The organism is Streptomyces sp. NPDC051041, assembly GCF_044456065.1.
In the GTDB taxonomy this organism is placed as follows: Bacteria; Actinomycetota; Actinomycetes; order Streptomycetales; family Streptomycetaceae; genus Streptomyces; species Streptomyces glaucus.
The window spans coordinates 1-16404 of record NZ_JBITFM010000004.1; the positions used below are offsets into that span (position 1 = coordinate 1).

The following is a 16404-nucleotide window of genomic DNA, read 5'->3' on the forward strand; positions in this document are numbered from 1 at the left end:
CGCCGCCACTGGGTGCTGGCCCGCCGCAGTGTCAGCCGGCCCGAGGAGATCTCCTACTACATCGCCTACTGCCCCGCCGACACCACCTTGGACGAACTGATCCGCGTCGCGGGCAGCCGGTGGGCGATCGAGGAGTGCTTCCAGAGCGCGAAGCAGGAGTGCGGCCTGGACGACTACCAGGTCCGCCGCTATCCGGGCTGGCACCGCCACATGACCCTGGCCATGGCCGCCCACGCCTGCCTGACCGTCCTGCGGGCCCGCCAGCTGGATGCCGGGAAAGCAGAAACGGATCCTCCCAGCTCATCCACCTCAGCCTCGCCGAGATCAGGCGGCTGATCACCCGCCTCACCGACCGCCGACCCACACCCGTCGAGCACATCCTGCACTGGTCACACTGGCGCCGACGACGCCAGCACCAGGCCCGCCTCAGTCACTACAAACGACGCGGACACAGCCCCTGAAACTGGTCAGCAATCAGCACAAACACCGTTGCAGTACTAGCGGGACAGGGCGTCCCGGACGGCCTCGTCGGTGCGGGCCACCACCGCCGTGCCGTCGTCCGCCGTGATGATCGGGCGCTGGATCAGCTTCGGATGCTCGGCGAGCGCCTTGATCCAGCGGTCGCGCGCGCCGGCGTCCCGCGGCCACTCCCTGAGGCCGAGCTCCTCGGCGGCCGTCTCCCGGGTACGGGTGATGTCCCACGGTTCCAGGCCGAGGCGCCGGAGCACGTCGCGGATCTCGTCCTCGCTCGGCACGTCCTCCAGGTAGCGGCGGACGGTGTAGTCGGCGCCCTCGGTGTCGAGCAGCCGCACGGCGCTGCGGCACTTGGAACAGGCCGGGTTGATCCAGATCTCCATGCCGCCACGGTACGCCCGCGGGGCGCTGGAACCGACCGGTCCGGGGGCGCGGAAACTCGTTGTCCACGTGCGTCACCGCACCCCCGTCAGCCCTTGTGGCCAGGGCTTTTGTCAGTGCCCGGCAGTAGAATGGAAGCAGTGTTCGAGGGTGGCGCCGGGGTTTCCGGCGGGTGCCCTGACCACGACAGGAGGATGCCTGTGCCCGCTGCCGCAGTGAAGCCGAAGCCCACGCAGTCGACCGCCCGGCGGCCCGTACTGCTCGACAGCCCGTACGCGCCCGTGGAGAAGTGCCCGCTGCCGCCGGGGCGCCCCCGCGAGTGGTACATCACGCACAACCGGCGCCTGAAGGCGATGCGGCTGGCCATCGCCCTGCTCGACTCCGGCGTCTACCAGCCGGACCAGGCACACGACGAGACGATCCGGGACACCGCGGAGCTCATCGGGGTGCGCCCGCCGTCGGACACGACGTGCCACATGGTGCGGGCCTTCATGCGGTACTCGCGCTGAGCCGCTGCGCCGGGCGCCCCGTGCCGCGGGGCGCCCGGCGCTTCCGCCGCCCCCGGCCGGAGGGATTGCCGGCGCCGCGGGGCGGGGGCGACGGCCGCTCAACGAGGGTGAGCCGGGGCCGCGGGGCGCAGGTCCGCCAGGACCGCCGCCACGAACTCCCGCCGGGACCCGGGATGGTCGCGGAACCACAGGCCCAGCCGGTGGTCCGCGTCCGGCAGGTCCAGGCGGGTGCAGCGGGCACGGGTGGCGAGCGCGTCCTGGACGGCCCGCGTCACCGCCGGCGGGATGACCGCGTCGGTGCCCGGCACCGCCAGCACGGCCCGGCCCTCGTACGCCCGCAGCGCGTCCAGCGCGGGTGCCGTGCGCCAGCTGCCGGGACGGCGGATGAGCGCGCTGAACCGGCCGTCGCCGTTCCCGAAGGGCACCTCCCACGCCTCGGCCGTGTACACCGCGGGCGCGCACAGCCCCAGCGCGACGACCCGCGGCCCGTAGTGCGCCACGAGGTCGGCCACCGTCTGACCGCCCATGCTGAAGCCGGTCAGGACCAGCGGGCCGCCGGCCGGCGCATGGGCGTCGATGACGGCGACGGCCTGCTCGAACCGGCGCCGCAGGCTCGACTCGCGCAGCGCGCCGGTGCTGTCGCCGTGTCCCGAGAAGTCGAAGGCGAGGCCGCGGCAGCCGTGGGCGGTGAACTCCGCGAGCAGCGGCAGCAGCCGTTCCTTGCTGCCGGTGCCGGCGCCGTGCAGGACGACGGCGGTGGGCCGCCCGGGCTCCCCGCCGTCGGCACCGCCGTACACCCCGCTGAGGAGTTCGCCGTCGTGCTCGTGGGAGAAGGGCCTGAAGGAGGGCGGTCGGCTCATGGGCCCCATTCACTCACGCCGCCCCCCGGCGCCACGGGGAAAAGCGGATGCACGCGGAGTGACCGGGTCCTTACGCTGGATGCACGTCGCGGAACGAGCGGAAGGAGGTCCGTGATGGGCACCGTCGTCACGTCCGGGACCTTCGTCCTGGTGGTCCTGGGGTTCGCCGACCCCGTCTGGTGGCTCGCCGCCGTCGCCCTGCTCTTCCTGTACGTGCGGTACGGCCGGGGTCCGGCCGCCCCGTCCTCACCGGCCGGCACGGCCTCGGCGGGGACCGCGCCCACGACCTACCGCGCCTACCGCGAGCACCGTGACCGGCAGGCCAGGTGGGAGCGCCGCTACCGGCGCGAGCGCCCCTCCGGGACCCGCCGGGAGCGCGGACGGAGCAGGTGAGACGGGGGCCGCCGGGGCCGGGGAGCGCGGCCCCCGGCCGGGCGCTTCCCGCGCCGGGCGCCGGCGGCCCGGGGGCTCAGTACGGGCGGAAGTCCAGATACCCGAGCAGCAGGACGACCGCGGCCACGCCGCCGAACACCACGGCCACCGACACCCACGGCGAGCGGGGCCGGCGCGCCCCGCGGCGGTCCGGTTCGGGACGGAACGGCACCGGCCCGGGCGGGTCGTGCCTCCAGCGCGCGGCGAGCATCCGGGCCCGGGCGGACGGCTCCTTGTGCACGGCGTCGTCCGCCCACCGCAGGTCGAACTCCCGCTGTTCGAAATCGTCCCGCTCGGACATCCCCGTCGCCTCTCTCGGACAAAGGTTTCGGTCACCAGGATCGCCCGGCCGTGCCCGGTCTGTGAAGCGGGTTCCGCGCCGACGACGGCGGGGCCGCCACCCTGGCGGGCGGCGGCCCCGAAGCGTCGGTGCGGTGCGCCGGTCACACGTCGAAGTACAGCTCGAACTCGTGCGGGTGCGGACGCAGCTGCAGCGGGGCGATCTCGTTCGTGCGCTTGTAGTCGATCCACGTCTCGATCAGGTCGGACGTGAAGACGTCGCCCTGGAGCAGGAACTCGTGGTCGGCCTCGAGGGAGTCGAGGACGGCCGAGAGCGAGGTCGGGACCTGCGGGACGCCCGCGTGCTCCTCCGGAGCCAGCTCGTACAGGTCCTTGTCGATCGGCTCGGCCGGCTCGATCTTGTTCTTGATGCCGTCGATGCCCGCCAGCAGCAGCGCCGCGAAGGCCAGGTACGGGTTGCCGGAGGAGTCCGGGGCGCGGAACTCGACGCGCTTGGCCTTCGGGTTCGAGCCGGTGATCGGGATGCGCATCGCGGCGGAGCGGTTGCGCTGCGAGTACACCAGGTTCACCGGGGCCTCGAAGCCCGGCACCAGACGGTGGTAGGAGTTCACCGTCGGGTTGGTGAAGGCCAGCAGCGACGGGGCGTGCTTGAGGATGCCGCCGATGTAGTAGCGGGCGGTGTCGGACAGGCCCGCGTAGCCCTGCTCGTCGTAGAAGAGCGGCTCGCCGTTGCTCCACAGCGACTGGTGGACGTGCATGCCCGAACCGTTGTCGCCGAAGATCGGCTTCGGCATGAAGGTCGCCGTCTTGCCGTTGCGCCAGGCGACGTTCTTCACGATGTACTTGAAGAGCTGGAGGTCGTCGGCGGCGGCGAGCAGCGTGTTGAACTTGTAGTTGATCTCGGCCTGGCCGGCGGTGCCCACCTCGTGGTGCTGGCGCTCGACCTTCAGGCCGGCCCGCTCCAGCTCCAGGGAGATCTCGGCGCGCAGGTCGGCGAAGTGGTCGACCGGCGGGACCGGGAAGTAACCGCCCTTGTAGCGGACCTTGTAGCCGCGGTTGTCCTCCAGGGCGCCGGTGTTCCAGGCGCCGGCCTCGGAGTCGATGTGGTAGAAGGACTCGTTCTCGGACGTCTTGAAGCGCACGCTGTCGAAGACGTAGAACTCGGCCTCGGGACCGAAGTAGGCCGTGTCGGCGATCCCGGTGGAGGCGAGGTAGGCCTCGGCCTTCTTCGCCACGTTGCGCGGGTCGCGGGAGTACTGCTCGCCCGTGATCGGGTCGTGGATGAAGAAGTTGACGTTCAGCGTCTTGTCGCGGCGGAACGGGTCGACCCGGGCGGTCGTCAGGTCCGCGCGCAGCGCCATGTCGGACTCGTGGATCGCCTGGAAACCACGGATCGAGGACCCGTCGAAGGCGAGCTCCTCGTCCGGGTCGAACGCCGTGGCAGGGATCGTGAAGTGCTGCATCACGCCCGGCAGGTCGCAGAAGCGGACATCGATGAACTTGACGTCCTCGTCCGCGATGAACTTCTTGGCCTCGTCGGCGTTCTGGAACATCCAGCTCCTCCTACTCCCGACCGTCCCGCCGGGGTGGTAGTTCGTTCGTGCGGCCAGTGCGGGTGGCACACGCTGTTCCCGACCCTAAGGACGGGTGATTTCTCCGGCGTGACCCGTTTGTTTCGCAGAAGTTAACCGAACTCCCTCCACGGTAGCTCGAACGGACCCCGCCGGACCTCGGTCACGCACCGCCGCAGTACCGTGTACGAGTGGACAAGAGGCAAGCAATCGGATCGTGGCTCTCCGGACCGCGCGCGGCCATGGAGGACGCCGGTGCCGACCTCGGATACCGGGGGCAACAGCTCGGTCTGCCGGAGGAGGGGCCGGGCTCGATCGCCCGTCCGGGCCGGCGGCTCGGCGCCCTGGCCGTCGACTGGGCGATGTGCGCCCTGATTGCATCCCAGTTCATCACGCAGAGCTATGACCAGGCGTCGTCGAACTGGGCGCTGCTCGTCTTCTTCGTGATGAGCGTCCTGACCGTCGGCACGATCGGCTTCACTCCGGGCAAGCGCCTGTTCGGCCTGCGGGTGGTCGCCCTGGACACCGGCACGGTCAGCCCGGCGCGCGCCCTGCTGCGCACCTTCCTGCTGTGCCTCGCGATCCCGGCCCTGGTCTGGGACCGCGACGGCCGCGGCCTGCACGACCGGTTGGCCCGCACGGTGGAGGTGCGGATCTGACCCCGCGGGAGGCCCCCCGCAGAACGCCGACCGCGGGGGCACTGGTCCCCGCGGGACGCCCCGCACGGCACTGATCCCCCCTACGGCGAAGGGGCGCCCGGACCACTCCGGGCGCCCCTCTTCTCGTGCGAGGGAATCAGCGGGGCCGCGGCCCGCCCTTCGGCAGGCGCATCCCCTTCGGCATCGGACCCTTGGGCAGCGGCATGTTGCTCATCAGGTCGCCCAGGGCGCGCAGCCGGTCGTTGGTCGCGGTGACCTGCGGGCCGGTGAGCACCCGCGGCAGCTTCAGCATGGTCGTGCGCAGCTTCTTCAGCTCGACCTGGCCCTCGCCGGTGCCGACGATCAGGTCGTGCACGGGCACGTCCGCGACGATGCGGTTCATCTTCTTCTTCTCGGCGGCGAGCAGGGACTTCACCCGGTTCGGGTTGCCCTCGGCGACCAGCACGATGCCGGCCTTGCCGACCGCGCGGTGCACCACGTCCTGGTTGCGGTTCATCGCCACCGCGGGGGTCGTCGTCCAGCCCCGGCCGATGTTGTCCAGCACGGCCGCGGCGGCGCCCGGCTGGCCCTCCATCTGCCCGAAGGCGGCCCGCTCGGCCCGGCGCCCGAAGACGATCGCCGTCGCGAGGAAGGCGAGCAGCAGGCCCAGGATGCCGAGATAGATGGGGTGGCCGATCAAGAAACCGATCGCGAGGAAGACACCGAAGGTGACGATTCCGACAGCCGCGAGTACAAGACCGATCTTCTTGTCGGCCCTGCGGGTCATCTTGTAGGTCAGGGCGATCTGCTTCAGTCGCCCGGGGTTCGCAGCCTCCGCTGCGGTTTCCTTCCTCGCCATGCCACGAAGTCTACGTGGCCCCCGGAGCGCCGACGACGGCAGTGCCCCGGGGAGGCCGGCCCGGTGTCAGCGGCGGGCGTCGAAGGCCTGCTCCAGGAAGCGCTGCGCCTCGACGCGGTCCTTGGCCCGGCGGCGGTCCTCCAGGACGGACGTCCAGGCGTTGCGGCGGGCGGTGCGCTGACCGCCGCTCATGAGCAGCGACTCGACGGCGCGCAGCGCGCCGGTCAACGACGGGATGGCGGTGGCGCGTACGGGCGCGGCCTGCATCGTGGAGGTCCCCCCTCGGTCCTGCTCCGGGTGCGGGTGCACATGGCGTGAGTTCAGGGTCACTGATCGGTGTTACCAGGGCGTGACCGACCGGTCAAACACCCATGAAGCCCCGATTTGCGGGACGGAAACGCCACCGCGGCCCTGACGGGCGTCCTGATCTGCGAGGACGGTCAGGACCGCGGTCCAGCGGTCACTACCGGCGGGTAGCCGCTTGTGCGCGAATTCACACGTATGCCGGAACCCCGTACGGGCGGCGGGTGACTCCGCGTCAGACGGCCTGCGCGGCGACGGCCCCGCCGTCCCGCTGCGCGGCGCCGGACCGGCGCTGCTCGATCGCCATCCCGTAGAGCCGCCCGGCCCGGTACGAGGAGCGCACCAGCGGACCGGACATCACGCCGGAGAAGCCGATCTGCTCGGCCTCCTCCTTCAGCTCCACGAACTCCTGCGGCTTGACCCAGCGCTCCACGGGGTGGTGGCGCACGGACGGGCGCAGGTACTGCGTGATGGTCACCAGCTCGCAGCCGGCGTCGTGCAGCTGCCTCAGCGCCTCGCTGACCTCCTCGCGGGTCTCGCCCATGCCGAGGATCAGGTTCGACTTGGTCACCAGGCCGTAGTCCCGGGCGGCGGTGATGACCTTCAGGGAGCGCTCGTAGCGGAAGCCGGGGCGGATCCGCTTGAAGATCCGCGGCACCGTCTCGACGTTGTGCGCGAAGACCTCGGGACGGGCGGAGAAGACCTCCGCCAGCTGCTCGGGGACCGCGTTGAAGTCGGGGGCCAGCAGCTCCACCTTCGTGCGGCCGCCCTCGCGGTGCGCCGTCTGCCGGTGGATCTGGCGCACGGTCTCCGCGTACAGCCAGGCGCCGCCGTCCTCCAGGTCGTCGCGGGCGACGCCGGTGATGGTGGCGTAGTTCAGGTCCATGGCGACCACGGACTCGCCCACGCGGCGCGGCTCGTCACGGTCCAGCGCCTCGGGCCTGCCGGTGTCGATCTGGCAGAAGTCGCAGCGCCGGGTGCACTGGTCGCCGCCGATGAGGAAGGTCGCCTCGCGGTCCTCCCAGCACTCGTAGATGTTCGGGCAGCCGGCTTCCTGGCAGACCGTGTGCAGGTTCTCGCTTTTGACGAGGTTCTGCATCTTCGTGTACTCGGGACCCATTTTCGCCCGGGTCTTGATCCACTCGGGCTTGCGCTCGATGGGGGTCTGGCTGTTGCGGACCTCCAGGCGCAGCATCTTGCGTCCGTCGGGTGCGACTGCGGACACGTCGGCTCCCTAGCTTCGATTCTTCGGCGTACCCCAGGGTACGCCCGTGATGTGCACGGCCCCGTGCGCGGGCCGCCCCCGACAGCGGGGGCGCTAGGCCGAGGCCTTCTCCGGCTCCCTCTCGATCACCCGGGGCTTCGGGTCCGCGTTCTCCAGCACGTCCCGCAGATGCCGCTCCACCACCGGCAGCACCTCCTCGACCGTCACGTCCCGGCCGAGCTCGTTCGCCAGGGAGGTGACGCCCGCGTCGCGGATGCCGCAGGGGATGATCCGGTCGAACCACGAGTTGTCGGGGTTCACGTTGAACGAGAAGCCGTGCATGGTGACGCCCTTGGCCACGCGGATGCCGATCGCGGCGATCTTGCGGTCCTCGCGGCGCTGGCCCGCGTTGGAGGGGGCGTACTCCGGGCCGTTCAGGCGCGGGTCGAACTCCTCGTCGTGCAGCCTCGGGTCGAAGTCCAGGGAGAGGCCGCCGAGCGAGGGGCGCTGCTCGACGGGGTCGCCGAGCACCCACACGCCGCTGCGGCCCTCGACCCGGGTGGTCTCCAGCCCGAACTCCGTGCAGGTGCGGATCAGGGCCTCCTCCAGGCGCCGCACGTGCGCCACCACGTCCACCGGGCGCGGCAGCTTCTGGATCGGGTAGCCCACCAGCTGGCCCGGACCGTGCCAGGTGATCTTGCCGCCGCGGTCCACGTCGACCACCGGGGTGCCGTCGAGGGGGCGCTCGCTGTCCTCGGTCCGGCGGCCGGCCGTGTACACCGGCGGGTGCTCCAGCAGCAGCACGGTGTCCGGGATCTCGTCGGCGAACCGCGCCGCGTGCACCCGGCGCTGCTCCTCCCACGCCTCCCGGTACTCGACGGCCTGAGCGCCGAACCCCATACGGACGAACCGCAGCTCACTCACGGCAAGCGCCTCCCTGGAAGGTCGTAGGGCACGCATCGTGCCCACGCCACTGTACGACCGGTCCCGCGACGCCGGCCGTCCGGCCGCCTTGTCAGCCCCCGCGACCGATCCTCACACGATCGGATGAATGCCGGTCAAAGGGTGCGTTCGGCCGCTCACGCTCCGCTACATTCGCGCCGTCCACATGGCCATAAGGGCTGCTCACAGGCAATCCAGGGGCACATCGCACGCCGGAAGGCAGGAGACCGCACCGCAGATGACGGAACGACCCGCGCAGCGCACTCCCAATCGTCAGCTCGCCGCGCTCATCGCCGAAGCCGGGTTCTCCAACGCGGGTCTCGCCCGTCGCGTCGACCAGCTCGGGCTCGAACACGGGCTCGACCTGAGATACGACAAGACATCCGTCACCCGCTGGCTGCGCGGGCAGCAGCCGCGCGGCACCACCCCCGCCCTGATCGCCGAGGTCTTCACCCGGCGCCTCGGCCGCCGCCTCACCGCCCAGGACCTCGGCCTGGACGCCTGCGCCCCCGTGTACGCGGGGCTGGAGTTCGCGGCCACCCCGGAAGAGGCCGTCGACATCGTCAGCGGGCTGTGGCGCAAGGACTCCGGCAGCCATGCCGAGCTGCGCAAGATCGCCTTCACCCCGGCCGGCCTCGTCGTGCCCAGCCGGGACTGGCTGATCGGCCGCCCCGACGAGAAGGTCGCCCGCCCGGGACAGCCCTCCCCCGGGCTCCCGGCCCCGCTCGAGCGCAGAGGCGCCCCCGCCGTCCCCGCGCAGGGCCGCCCGGCCGCCCCCGGGCTCCCGGCCCCGGCCGCGCCCGGCCGGGAGGTTCCCCCGCCCCGCCGGCGCGTCCCGGCCGAACGCGGCCCCGGCCAGAAGGTCACGGCCGGCGACATCGCCGCGCTCCGCTCGGTCGGCGAGCTGTTCCGCAGCCTCGACGACGCCTACGGCGGCGGCCACGCCCGCCAGGCCCTCGTGCGCTACCTGGAGCACGAGCTGGAGCCGATGCTGCGCGGCACCTACGGCGAGCAGACCGGCCGCCGCCTGTTCGCGGCCGCCGCCGACCTCACCCGGCTCGCGGGCTGGACGTCGTACGACATCGCCGCGCACGGCCTCGCCCAGCGGTACTTCGTGCAGGCGCTCCGGCTCGCGCAGGTGGCCGGGGACCGGGCCTACGGGGCGTACGTGCTGGTCACCATGAGCCGGCAGGCGGTCTACCTCGGCCACGGACGGGAGGCCGTGCAGCTCGCCCGCGTGGCCCAGCAGGGCGTGGGCACCTCCGTGCCGCCCGTCGTGCAGGCGCTGCTGCACGCCGCCGAGGCGCGCGGGCACGGCGTGCTGGGGGAGGTGCGGGCGTGCACCGCGGCGCTCGTACGGGCCGAACGCGCCCTGGAGGCCGCCCGCCCCGGGGACGAGGTGCCGCACTGGGCGCGGTTTTTCGACGAGGCCCAGCTCGCCGACGAGTTCGGGCACTGCCACCGCGACCTCCAGCAGTTCCGCGCCGCCGCCCAGCACGCGGAACGCTCCCTGCAGCTGCGCGCCCCCGCCTACGCCCGCAGCCGGCTGTTCTGCCGGGTCGTCCTCGCCACCGCCCGCCTCGGTCTCGGCGAGCTCGACCAGGCCTGCCAGCTGGGCGCCGAGGCGGCCGGACAGGCGGCGGAGATGCGGTCGGTACGGGCGGCGGAGTACGTCAGGGACTTCGAGCGGCGGCTGGAGCCGTACAAGGACGCGGCGCCCGTGCGCGGTTACCGGGACAAGGTCGCCGCCCTCGGCTAGACCCGCCGGACCGCCGCCCGCCGGGCGGGCGAGGGGAAGGCGGCGGGCCTAGGCGGCCCGGGCCGTCGGCAGGGGGTCGGCCGCGTGCATCGACCCCGCCGCCCCCAGATCCGCCAGGATCGCCGCCGACGCGCGGCGGCCCGAGCGCAGGGCGCCCTGGACGGTACTGGTGTCGCGGTGGTCGCCGCACACGTACAGGCCCGCCAGCAGCCGCACCGGCCGGCGCGGGTCGTGCGGCGGGCGCATCGCCGGCACCGCCTCGGCGGTGTGGTGCACGGCGAGCGTCTCCCAGCGCGCCGTCGAGGTGCCGTACAGGCGGGACAGATGGCCGCGTACGACGGTGTCGACGTCGGCCGGGGGCGGGCCCAGGACCGTGGACGACACCAGCGTCCGGCCCGCCGGCGCCCGCGACGGGTCGACGCGGCTGACGACCGCCGTGTGGGCGACCGGGCCGCCGCGGTCCGCGTCCAGCAGCAGGCACGTGCCGGTCGGCGGCGGCTCGTCCGTGGTGTGGTGCACCACCGTCACCGGGTGGAAGTCCGGCACGCGCAGGCCCGGCAGCAGTTCCGCGGCGGCCCGCGCGCCGGTCGCCAGCAGCACGGCCCGGCAGCGGATCTCGCCGTGCTCGGCGGTCGCCACCCCGTTGGCGGAGACCGAGGTGACCCGCACGCCGGTGCGCACGGTGCCCGGCGGCAGCGTCCGCGCGAGCAGCTCCGGCAGGGCCTGGGCGCCCCCCTCGGGCAGGCACAGCCGCCCGCTCGCGAAGGCGCGCAGGGCGAGGTCCGCGCACCGGCTGGACGTGGTGAGGTCCGGGTCGCTCAGCAGGGCGGCCAGCAGCGGGCGCAGAAAGCCGTCGACCGTCCGGGCGGGCAGGCCGCGGGCGGCGAGGGCCTGTCCGGCGGGCAGCTCGGGGCGGGCCAGCAGCCGTTCGACGGGCGTGTCCGCGAGCCGGGCCAGCTCGGCACGGAGCCGCAGGGGCGCGACGATGCCGAACTGGCGGCCGCGGTCGCCGTGCCGGTACCGGTCGAGTCGGGCCGGCGGCGGGGCGTCCGGGAACGGGCGGGCCCGGCCGGCGGCGGAACCCGGCGGGGCGCCCGCCCGGTTCCGGGGCGCGGGCGCCGGCCGGGGGACGCCCGCCAGGGCGCGCACGGCGTGCAGTGCGCCCCGGGCGCCCCGGGCGGTCGCCGGGATCCCCGCACGGTGGCGGCGTCCGTCGCTGTGCACCAGGACCCCGGGCGCGAAGGGACGCAGCACCAGCCCGTCCAGGGCGGTGGCGCGGCGCGGATCGGGATGCGCCGCCGACGCCGGCCACGACGTCCGCGGCACCGTCAGCAGCTGTCCGATCCGGTCGAGCCGGAAGCCGTCGACCCTCTCCGTCGCCATCCGGCCGCCCACGCCGTGGGCGGCCTCCAGGACCATGGTCGTCACTCCGGCGCTGGTCAGCCGTCGCGCCGCCCAGAGCCCGGCGACTCCGGCTCCCACGACGACGACGTCCGCCTGGTACGCGGGTTCAAGCACGTGCCCCTCCTAGAGGTTGCGCGGGCGCTGGAGACGTGATGCCCCCAACCGGCCTCCGGGATAGCCGAGTTCAGGACGAGTGTCGGGGCCGTGATCGGCCGGCGGGAGTCGCGCACGGGCAGGGCACGGTCGCACGCCGGTCGCATGTGCTCACCGGCCGGCGGCCGCGCGGATCGCGTCCTCGATCCCCGGGAAGGCGAACCCGAACCCGGACGCCAGCAGGCGCGTGGGCAGCACGCGCTGACTGCCCAGCACGTCGCCGGCCAGCTCGCCGAGCACGGCCCGCAGCACCGGGGCGGGCACCGCGAACGGGGCCGGGCGGCGCAGTACGCGCCCCATCGCCGCGGTGATCTCGCGGTTCGTCAGCGGCTGCGGGGCGGTGAGGTTGAACGGTCCGGCGAGGTCGTCCCGGTCGAGGAGGTGGCGGAGCGCGGCCACCTCGTCGTGCAGCGCGATGAACGACCAGTACTGCCGCCCGTCGCCCAGCCGTCCGCCGAGCCCCGCCCGGAAGAGCGGGAACAGCCGCCCCCAGGCGCCGCCCCCGCGGGCCACCACCAGCCCGGTGCGGGCGAAGACGGTCCGTACGCCCGCCTCGGCGGCGGGGGCCGCGGCCGCCTCCCACTCCACGCACAGCTCGGGCAGGAAGCCCGCACCGGCGGGCGCGCTCTCGTCGACGGCCCGCTCGCCGGTGTCGCCGTAGATGCCGATCGCGCTGCCGTTCACCAGGACCCGGGGCGGCCGGTCCAGCTCGGCGACGGCCCGCGCGAGGGCCGCCGTGCCGAGGACGCGGCTGCGCCGGATCCGCTCCTTGTACGCCTCGGTCCAGCGGTGGTCGCCGATGCCGGCCCCCGCCAGGTTGACCACGGCCGCGCACCCCGCGAGCCCCGCCACGTCCACGGACCCGCGCTCGGGATCCCAGCGCACCTCGTCCGCCGTCCGGGGCGCACGGCGCACCAGGCGCACCACCTCGTGCCCCTCGGCGGTCAGGGACCGCACCAGGGCGCTGCCGATGAGACCGGAGGCGCCGGCGACCGCGACGCGGGAACGTTCCATGCGCCCATCCTGCCCGCGCGTGCGGAAAACCGTGGACCGGTCCTGGTGCATCCGCCGTACAGTGACCGCCATGCCCGTTCCGTACATACGCCAGGCCACGCCCGACGACGAGGAGGCGCTGCGGCGGCTCGACCGGGAGACCTGGTCCCACCAGCACGCGGTCACGCCCCGCCCGGGACCGGACGAGCCGTTCTTCCGGGAGCACTGCGGGCCGGGCGACCACCTGGTCGCCGAGCTCGACGACCGGCTCGTCGGCTACGTCCGCCTCGGCTTCCCCACCGAGCTGGCCTCCAACGCGCACGTCCGGCAGATCCGCGGCCTCGCCGTCGCGGGCGGGGCCCGCGGCCGGGGCGTCGGCCGCGCCCTGGTCAGGGCCGCCGTCGACCGGGCCCGGGACCTGGGCGCCCGCCGTATCACCCTGCGCGTCCTCGGCCACAACACGGCGGCCCGCGCGCTGTACGCGTCCGAGGGCTTCGCCGTCGAGGGGGTCCAGCCGGAGGAGTTCTGCCTCGACGGCGTGTACGCCGACGACGTGCTGATGGGGCGGCCCCTGGTCTGAGGGGCCCGGCCGGGCTACGACGCCACCGGCTCCCCCGTGTCCACCGGCGCCGTCGCGTCCGCCGCGCGGGCGGCCTCGGCGGCGACCTCGGCCGCCGTCAGGACGTAGCCGGTCTCGGCGTCCGAGGTGGAGCGGGCGAAGACCACGCCGTACACCCGGCCGTCGGTGGTCAGCAGCGGGCCGCCGGAGTTGCCGGGGCGGACGGTGGAACGGATCGAGTAGATCTCCCGGGTGACCGTCTCGTCGTTGTAGATGTTCCAGCCCGTCGCCCGCACCCGGTTCGCGACCGTCGCCGCCCGCAGGTCGAGGGCGCCGTCCTGGGGGTAGCCCGCCACGACCGCCGCCTCGCCGCGCCCGGCATGGCCGTCGAACCGCAGCGCGGGCGCGGTCAGACCGGGCACGTGCAGCACGGCCACGTCCTTGCCGGGGTCGAACAGCACCACCCGCGCCGCGTACGCGCGTCCGACCCCGCCGACCCGCACGCTCGGCTCGTCGATGCCGGCCACCACGTGGGCGTTGGTCATCACGCGCTCCGGCGCGTACACGAAGCCGCTGCCCTCGCGGCCCTGGAGGCCCGCCACGCCCTCGACCTTCACGGTGGAGGACGTGGCGGCGTCGGTGGCGGCCGGGGTCACGCTGTCCCCGGAGGGCCGCGCGACCTCGGCGGTCGACTCGTTCTCGAACGGGTTGAAGACCTGCGGGAAACCCGCGTCGGTCAGCGCGGACGTGGCCCGCGAGAACCACGCCGGCGTGGTGTCCGGCATGGCCCGCTGGACCGCGCCGAGCAGCCGGGAGTCCCGGATCGCCGACGTCAGCAGCGGGGAGGAGGACGCGGCCAGCACGCTCGCGGCCACCCACGCCACGATCAGCACGGCCGCCGCGTTGGCCACCGCGCCGCCGATCCCGTCCGCCGCCCTCAGCGGCCCCCGGTCCAGCTCCCGGCGCAGCCGGAGCGCCAGGCGCCCGGCCAGCTCGTGACCGGCCACCGCCGGGAGCAGCACCGCGAGCACGGCGGTCGCCGTGGCCGCCGTCGTGCCCGGCGTCACCAGGTCCATCACCCACGGCAGGAGCCACACGCCGACGGCCGCGCCGCCCACGAAACCGGCGAGCGAGACACAGCCGGCGACCAGTCCGCGGCGGTAGCCGGACACCGCGTAGGCCAGGATCACCAGCACCAGCAGGAGGTCGAGCAGGTCCACGCAAGCCGCCTTTCTCGCGGACCCCCGCGCGTGGCGGACGGGTCCGGTGACCAGCGCACGCGCGTGGCCGGATCGCGCGTGCACCCGGGAAACGCCGCGGACCGGGACGATGGTTCCGCCGGATGGCACAGCGCACGTCGCGGGCGGGCCGGATCCGGCGGACAGTGGGGCCATGCGCGTCCTCCGAGAGCCGCGGGGAGCGCGGGAACGACGCGGGCCGCGCATACCCGGCCCCGTCCGGGTGCTGCTCGGCTGTCTGCCCGGCCTCGCCGTCGTCGCCGCGCTGGCCGTGTGCGTCTCCGGCATCGAACGCGGGGCCGGCACGGCCGGGGCACCGGCCCGCCCCACCACCCGCCCCGCCGTCCAGTACCTCGCCCCCCGGCCGTACATCGTGCCCCGTTCGGCCTGGCTGGGCGCCGCCGCCCGCCCCCAGCCGCCGCCGCGCTACGACGACCGGGTCGTCGGCGTCTTCGTCCACCACACCGACACGCCCAACGGCTACGACTGCGTCGACGTGCCGCGCATCATCCGCGACCTGTACGCGGGCCAGACCGGCGCCCGAGCCTGGGACGACATCGGCTACAACTTCCTCGTCGACCGCTGCGGCACGGTCTACGAGGGCCGCGCCGGGGGCGTCGACCGCCCCGTCACCGGCGCCCACACCCAGGGCTTCAACCACCGCACCGCGGGCATCGCCGCGATCGGCACCTTCACCGCGGGGGTGCCGGTGCCGCGGGCGCTGACGGACGCGATCGCCGCGCTGGCCGCCTGGAAGCTCGGCCCGTCCGGCACCGACCCGCGCGGGAGCGTCCGCCTGGTCTCCAGCAACGGGCGCAGCCGGTACGCGGCCGGCACCGCCGTCACGCTGCCCGCCGTCGCGGGCCACGACGACGGCTACATGACCAGCTGCCCGGGCGCCGCCCTGCGCGCCCACCTGCCCGGGATCCGGGAGCTGGCGGCCCGCCGCCAGGGCCGGCCGCCGGTCCCACAGGAACGTCACAGCGCGCCCGCAGGGTCCGCAGAGCCCGCCGCCTTACGGTCCTCGGCAGAAGCAGACCGGAGGTGGGGAAGATGAACAGCAGTCGTACCGGGGCCACGGCTTCCCGGGCCGCGGGGGCGGAGGCCGCCCGGCGCCCCTGGGCGGCGCTCCACGCCGTCCTGGCGGTGGTCCTGGGCCCGGCCGCGGCCACCGCGTCCGCCCTGGACCAGGCCAACGCGGCGCCGCCGCACCGCGCGGCGCGGGCCGGCCGGACCCGGGCGCACCGCCCGCCCGCCGCCCCCCGCGGGAGGGCGGCGGCCTGAGACCCGCCCCGCCCTCACCCCCCGAACCGCTCCCACAGCCGGGGCAGGCGTTCGGCGAGGGCGCGGTCGTCCTCCAGGTCGACCGGGGTGCCCCGGGGCTCCGGGGGCGCGGGCGGGACGTCCAGGTCGGGGGCCACGGTGCCGGTGAGCCGCTCGTAGGCCTCGTCGGCCGCGTAGCCGAGCCCCTCGCCGTCGCCGTCGAGTTCCTCGTCGAAACCGTCCAGGAGGCCGGCGAGCGCGTCCGGGTCGCGCACCGCGCCCTCGTAGACCTCCCGGCCCTGTCCGATCAGCCAGCAGCGGAAGGAGTCGAAGGCGTCGTCGCCGGCCCCGCCGAGCAGGATCCAGGCGGCGGCCCACAGGTCCCAGGTGTACGCGCGGTCGTAGCGGGCCTCGAAGTGACGGGCGAAGTCCAGGACGGCCTCCGGGTCCAGCCGCACCAGCCGTTCCACGAGCAGGTCGGCCTGCTCCTCGGGGTCGCCGCCGGCGGCCTCCCGGGTGGCGTCGATCAGCTCCCAGAACTCCGTCTCGTCCCTCACGCGTC

At 74.3% G+C, this 16404-nt stretch carries 19 protein-coding genes and 1 pseudogene; 8 read left to right on the forward strand and 12 right to left on the reverse strand.

Annotated elements, in window-relative coordinates; translation table 11 throughout:
* A pseudogene (locus ACIBAI_RS08675) lies at positions 1–336 on the forward strand (IS701 family transposase); the annotation flags it as partial.
* Between the two features lie 161 nt (positions 337–497).
* Here ACIBAI_RS08675 and ACIBAI_RS08680 read toward each other — a convergent pair.
* Entirely contained in the window at positions 498–857 is a 360-nt protein-coding gene (locus ACIBAI_RS08680; protein ID WP_399032234.1) for an arsenate reductase family protein, read from the reverse strand.
* Positions 858–1055: 198 nt separating this feature from the next.
* Here ACIBAI_RS08680 and ACIBAI_RS08685 point away from each other — a divergent pair, with 198 nt between their 5' ends.
* Entirely contained in the window at positions 1056–1364 is a 309-nt protein-coding gene (locus tag ACIBAI_RS08685; protein WP_399032236.1) for a hypothetical protein, read from the forward strand.
* 98 nt (positions 1365–1462) lie between these two features.
* Here the strand turns inward: ACIBAI_RS08685 and ACIBAI_RS08690 are convergent, their stop codons facing one another.
* On the reverse strand, positions 1463–2224 hold the full coding sequence (locus ACIBAI_RS08690) for an alpha/beta hydrolase (RefSeq protein WP_399032238.1): 762 nt from the start codon (positions 2222–2224) through the stop codon (positions 1463–1465).
* 114 nt (positions 2225–2338) lie between these two features.
* On the opposite strand from ACIBAI_RS08690, the gene ACIBAI_RS08695 reads away from it, so the two are divergent.
* Positions 2339–2617, forward strand: a complete 279-nt coding sequence (locus ACIBAI_RS08695) for a hypothetical protein (protein WP_399032240.1) — start codon at positions 2339–2341, stop codon at positions 2615–2617.
* Positions 2618–2693: 76 nt separating this feature from the next.
* Here the strand turns inward: ACIBAI_RS08695 and ACIBAI_RS08700 are convergent, their stop codons facing one another.
* Positions 2694–2957: a hypothetical protein gene (locus ACIBAI_RS08700; protein ID WP_399032242.1), complete on the reverse strand. Its 264-nt coding sequence runs from the start codon at positions 2955–2957 to the stop codon at positions 2694–2696.
* A 142-nt stretch (positions 2958–3099) separates the two neighbouring features.
* Complete coding sequence (gene glnA / locus ACIBAI_RS08705; protein WP_344605052.1) at positions 3100–4509, reverse strand: type I glutamate--ammonia ligase; 1410 nt, start codon at positions 4507–4509, stop codon at positions 3100–3102.
* 209 nt (positions 4510–4718) lie between these two features.
* On the opposite strand from glnA, the gene ACIBAI_RS08710 reads away from it, so the two are divergent.
* Positions 4719–5186, forward strand: coding sequence for an RDD family protein (locus ACIBAI_RS08710; protein WP_399032244.1), 468 nt, complete (start codon positions 4719–4721; stop codon positions 5184–5186).
* A gap of 136 nt (positions 5187–5322) precedes the next feature.
* Here the strand turns inward: ACIBAI_RS08710 and ACIBAI_RS08715 are convergent, their stop codons facing one another.
* From ACIBAI_RS08715 to lipB, 4 genes are all read right to left on the reverse strand, one after another.
* Positions 5323–6024 carry a DUF4191 domain-containing protein gene (locus tag ACIBAI_RS08715; RefSeq protein ID WP_344605048.1) on the reverse strand — a complete coding sequence of 234 codons (702 nt, stop codon included), beginning with the start codon at positions 6022–6024 and terminating at the stop codon, positions 5323–5325.
* 66 nt (positions 6025–6090) lie between these two features.
* Positions 6091–6291, reverse strand: coding sequence for a hypothetical protein (locus ACIBAI_RS08720; RefSeq protein ID WP_344605142.1), 201 nt, complete (start codon positions 6289–6291; stop codon positions 6091–6093).
* Between the two features lie 271 nt (positions 6292–6562).
* Positions 6563–7552 (reverse strand): lipoyl synthase, encoded by a 990-nt coding sequence (lipA, locus tag ACIBAI_RS08725; protein ID WP_399032246.1) that lies wholly within the window; start codon positions 7550–7552, stop codon positions 6563–6565.
* Positions 7553–7645: 93 nt separating this feature from the next.
* The gene (gene lipB, locus ACIBAI_RS08730; RefSeq protein ID WP_399032248.1) at positions 7646–8455 is read right to left on the reverse strand and encodes a lipoyl(octanoyl) transferase LipB; all 810 of its coding nucleotides are present in this window, start codon (positions 8453–8455) and stop codon (positions 7646–7648) included.
* 256 nt (positions 8456–8711) lie between these two features.
* Between lipB and ACIBAI_RS08735 the strand changes: the two genes are divergently transcribed.
* Positions 8712–10232, forward strand: coding sequence for a regulator (locus tag ACIBAI_RS08735; protein WP_399032250.1), 1521 nt, complete (start codon positions 8712–8714; stop codon positions 10230–10232).
* Between the two features lie 48 nt (positions 10233–10280).
* Here ACIBAI_RS08735 and ACIBAI_RS08740 read toward each other — a convergent pair whose 3' ends face one another.
* Both ACIBAI_RS08740 and ACIBAI_RS08745 read right to left on the reverse strand, forming a co-directional pair.
* Positions 10281–11750, reverse strand: coding sequence for an NAD(P)/FAD-dependent oxidoreductase (locus ACIBAI_RS08740; RefSeq protein WP_399032252.1), 1470 nt, complete (start codon positions 11748–11750; stop codon positions 10281–10283).
* A 150-nt stretch (positions 11751–11900) separates the two neighbouring features.
* Entirely contained in the window at positions 11901–12803 is a 903-nt protein-coding gene (locus ACIBAI_RS08745) for a TIGR01777 family oxidoreductase (RefSeq protein ID WP_399032253.1), read from the reverse strand.
* Positions 12804–12873: 70 nt separating this feature from the next.
* On the opposite strand from ACIBAI_RS08745, the gene ACIBAI_RS08750 reads away from it, so the two are divergent.
* A complete protein-coding gene (locus tag ACIBAI_RS08750; protein WP_399032255.1) occupies positions 12874–13362 on the forward strand; it encodes a GNAT family N-acetyltransferase in 489 nt (162 codons plus the stop codon).
* A gap of 14 nt (positions 13363–13376) precedes the next feature.
* Here the strand turns inward: ACIBAI_RS08750 and ACIBAI_RS08755 are convergent, their stop codons facing one another.
* Positions 13377–14561, reverse strand: coding sequence for a MarP family serine protease (locus ACIBAI_RS08755; RefSeq protein WP_399032257.1), 1185 nt, complete (start codon positions 14559–14561; stop codon positions 13377–13379).
* Between the two features lie 172 nt (positions 14562–14733).
* On the opposite strand from ACIBAI_RS08755, the gene ACIBAI_RS08760 reads away from it, so the two are divergent.
* Positions 14734–15636 (forward strand): peptidoglycan recognition protein, encoded by a 903-nt coding sequence (locus ACIBAI_RS08760; RefSeq protein WP_399032258.1) that lies wholly within the window; start codon positions 14734–14736, stop codon positions 15634–15636.
* Positions 15633–15863 (forward strand): hypothetical protein, encoded by a 231-nt coding sequence (locus ACIBAI_RS08765; protein WP_399032259.1) that lies wholly within the window; start codon positions 15633–15635, stop codon positions 15861–15863. Before ACIBAI_RS08760 ends, ACIBAI_RS08765 begins: the two co-directional genes overlap by 4 nt.
* Before the next feature lie 14 nt (positions 15864–15877).
* Here the strand turns inward: ACIBAI_RS08765 and ACIBAI_RS08770 are convergent, their stop codons facing one another.
* Positions 15878–16399 (reverse strand): DUF4240 domain-containing protein, encoded by a 522-nt coding sequence (locus tag ACIBAI_RS08770; protein WP_399032261.1) that lies wholly within the window; start codon positions 16397–16399, stop codon positions 15878–15880.
* Positions 16400–16404: the final 5 nt, after the last annotated feature.

Bases quoted from the DNA above. Each gene is read 5' to 3' on its own strand.
- ACIBAI_RS08715 (WP_344605048.1), bottom strand. From the start codon at position 6,024: ATGGCGAGGAAGGAAACCGCAGCGGAGGCTGCGAACCCCGGGCGACTG.
- ACIBAI_RS08720 (WP_344605142.1), bottom strand. From the start codon at position 6,291: ATGCAGGCCGCGCCCGTACGCGCCACCGCCATCCCGTCGTTGACCGGC.
- ACIBAI_RS08745 (WP_399032253.1), bottom strand. From the start codon at position 12,803: ATGGAACGTTCCCGCGTCGCGGTCGCCGGCGCCTCCGGTCTCATCGGC.
- ACIBAI_RS08680 (WP_399032234.1), bottom strand. From the start codon at position 857: ATGGAGATCTGGATCAACCCGGCCTGTTCCAAGTGCCGCAGCGCCGTG.
- ACIBAI_RS08765 (WP_399032259.1), top strand. From the start codon at position 15,633: ATGAACAGCAGTCGTACCGGGGCCACGGCTTCCCGGGCCGCGGGGGCG.
- ACIBAI_RS08700 (WP_399032242.1), bottom strand. From the start codon at position 2,957: ATGTCCGAGCGGGACGATTTCGAACAGCGGGAGTTCGACCTGCGGTGG.
- ACIBAI_RS08735 (WP_399032250.1), top strand. From the start codon at position 8,712: ATGACGGAACGACCCGCGCAGCGCACTCCCAATCGTCAGCTCGCCGCG.
- ACIBAI_RS08695 (WP_399032240.1), top strand. From the start codon at position 2,339: ATGGGCACCGTCGTCACGTCCGGGACCTTCGTCCTGGTGGTCCTGGGG.
- ACIBAI_RS08760 (WP_399032258.1), top strand. From the start codon at position 14,734: ATGCGCGTCCTCCGAGAGCCGCGGGGAGCGCGGGAACGACGCGGGCCG.
- ACIBAI_RS08690 (WP_399032238.1), bottom strand. From the start codon at position 2,224: ATGAGCCGACCGCCCTCCTTCAGGCCCTTCTCCCACGAGCACGACGGC.
- glnA (WP_344605052.1), bottom strand. From the start codon at position 4,509: ATGTTCCAGAACGCCGACGAGGCCAAGAAGTTCATCGCGGACGAGGAC.
- ACIBAI_RS08750 (WP_399032255.1), top strand. From the start codon at position 12,874: ATGCCCGTTCCGTACATACGCCAGGCCACGCCCGACGACGAGGAGGCG.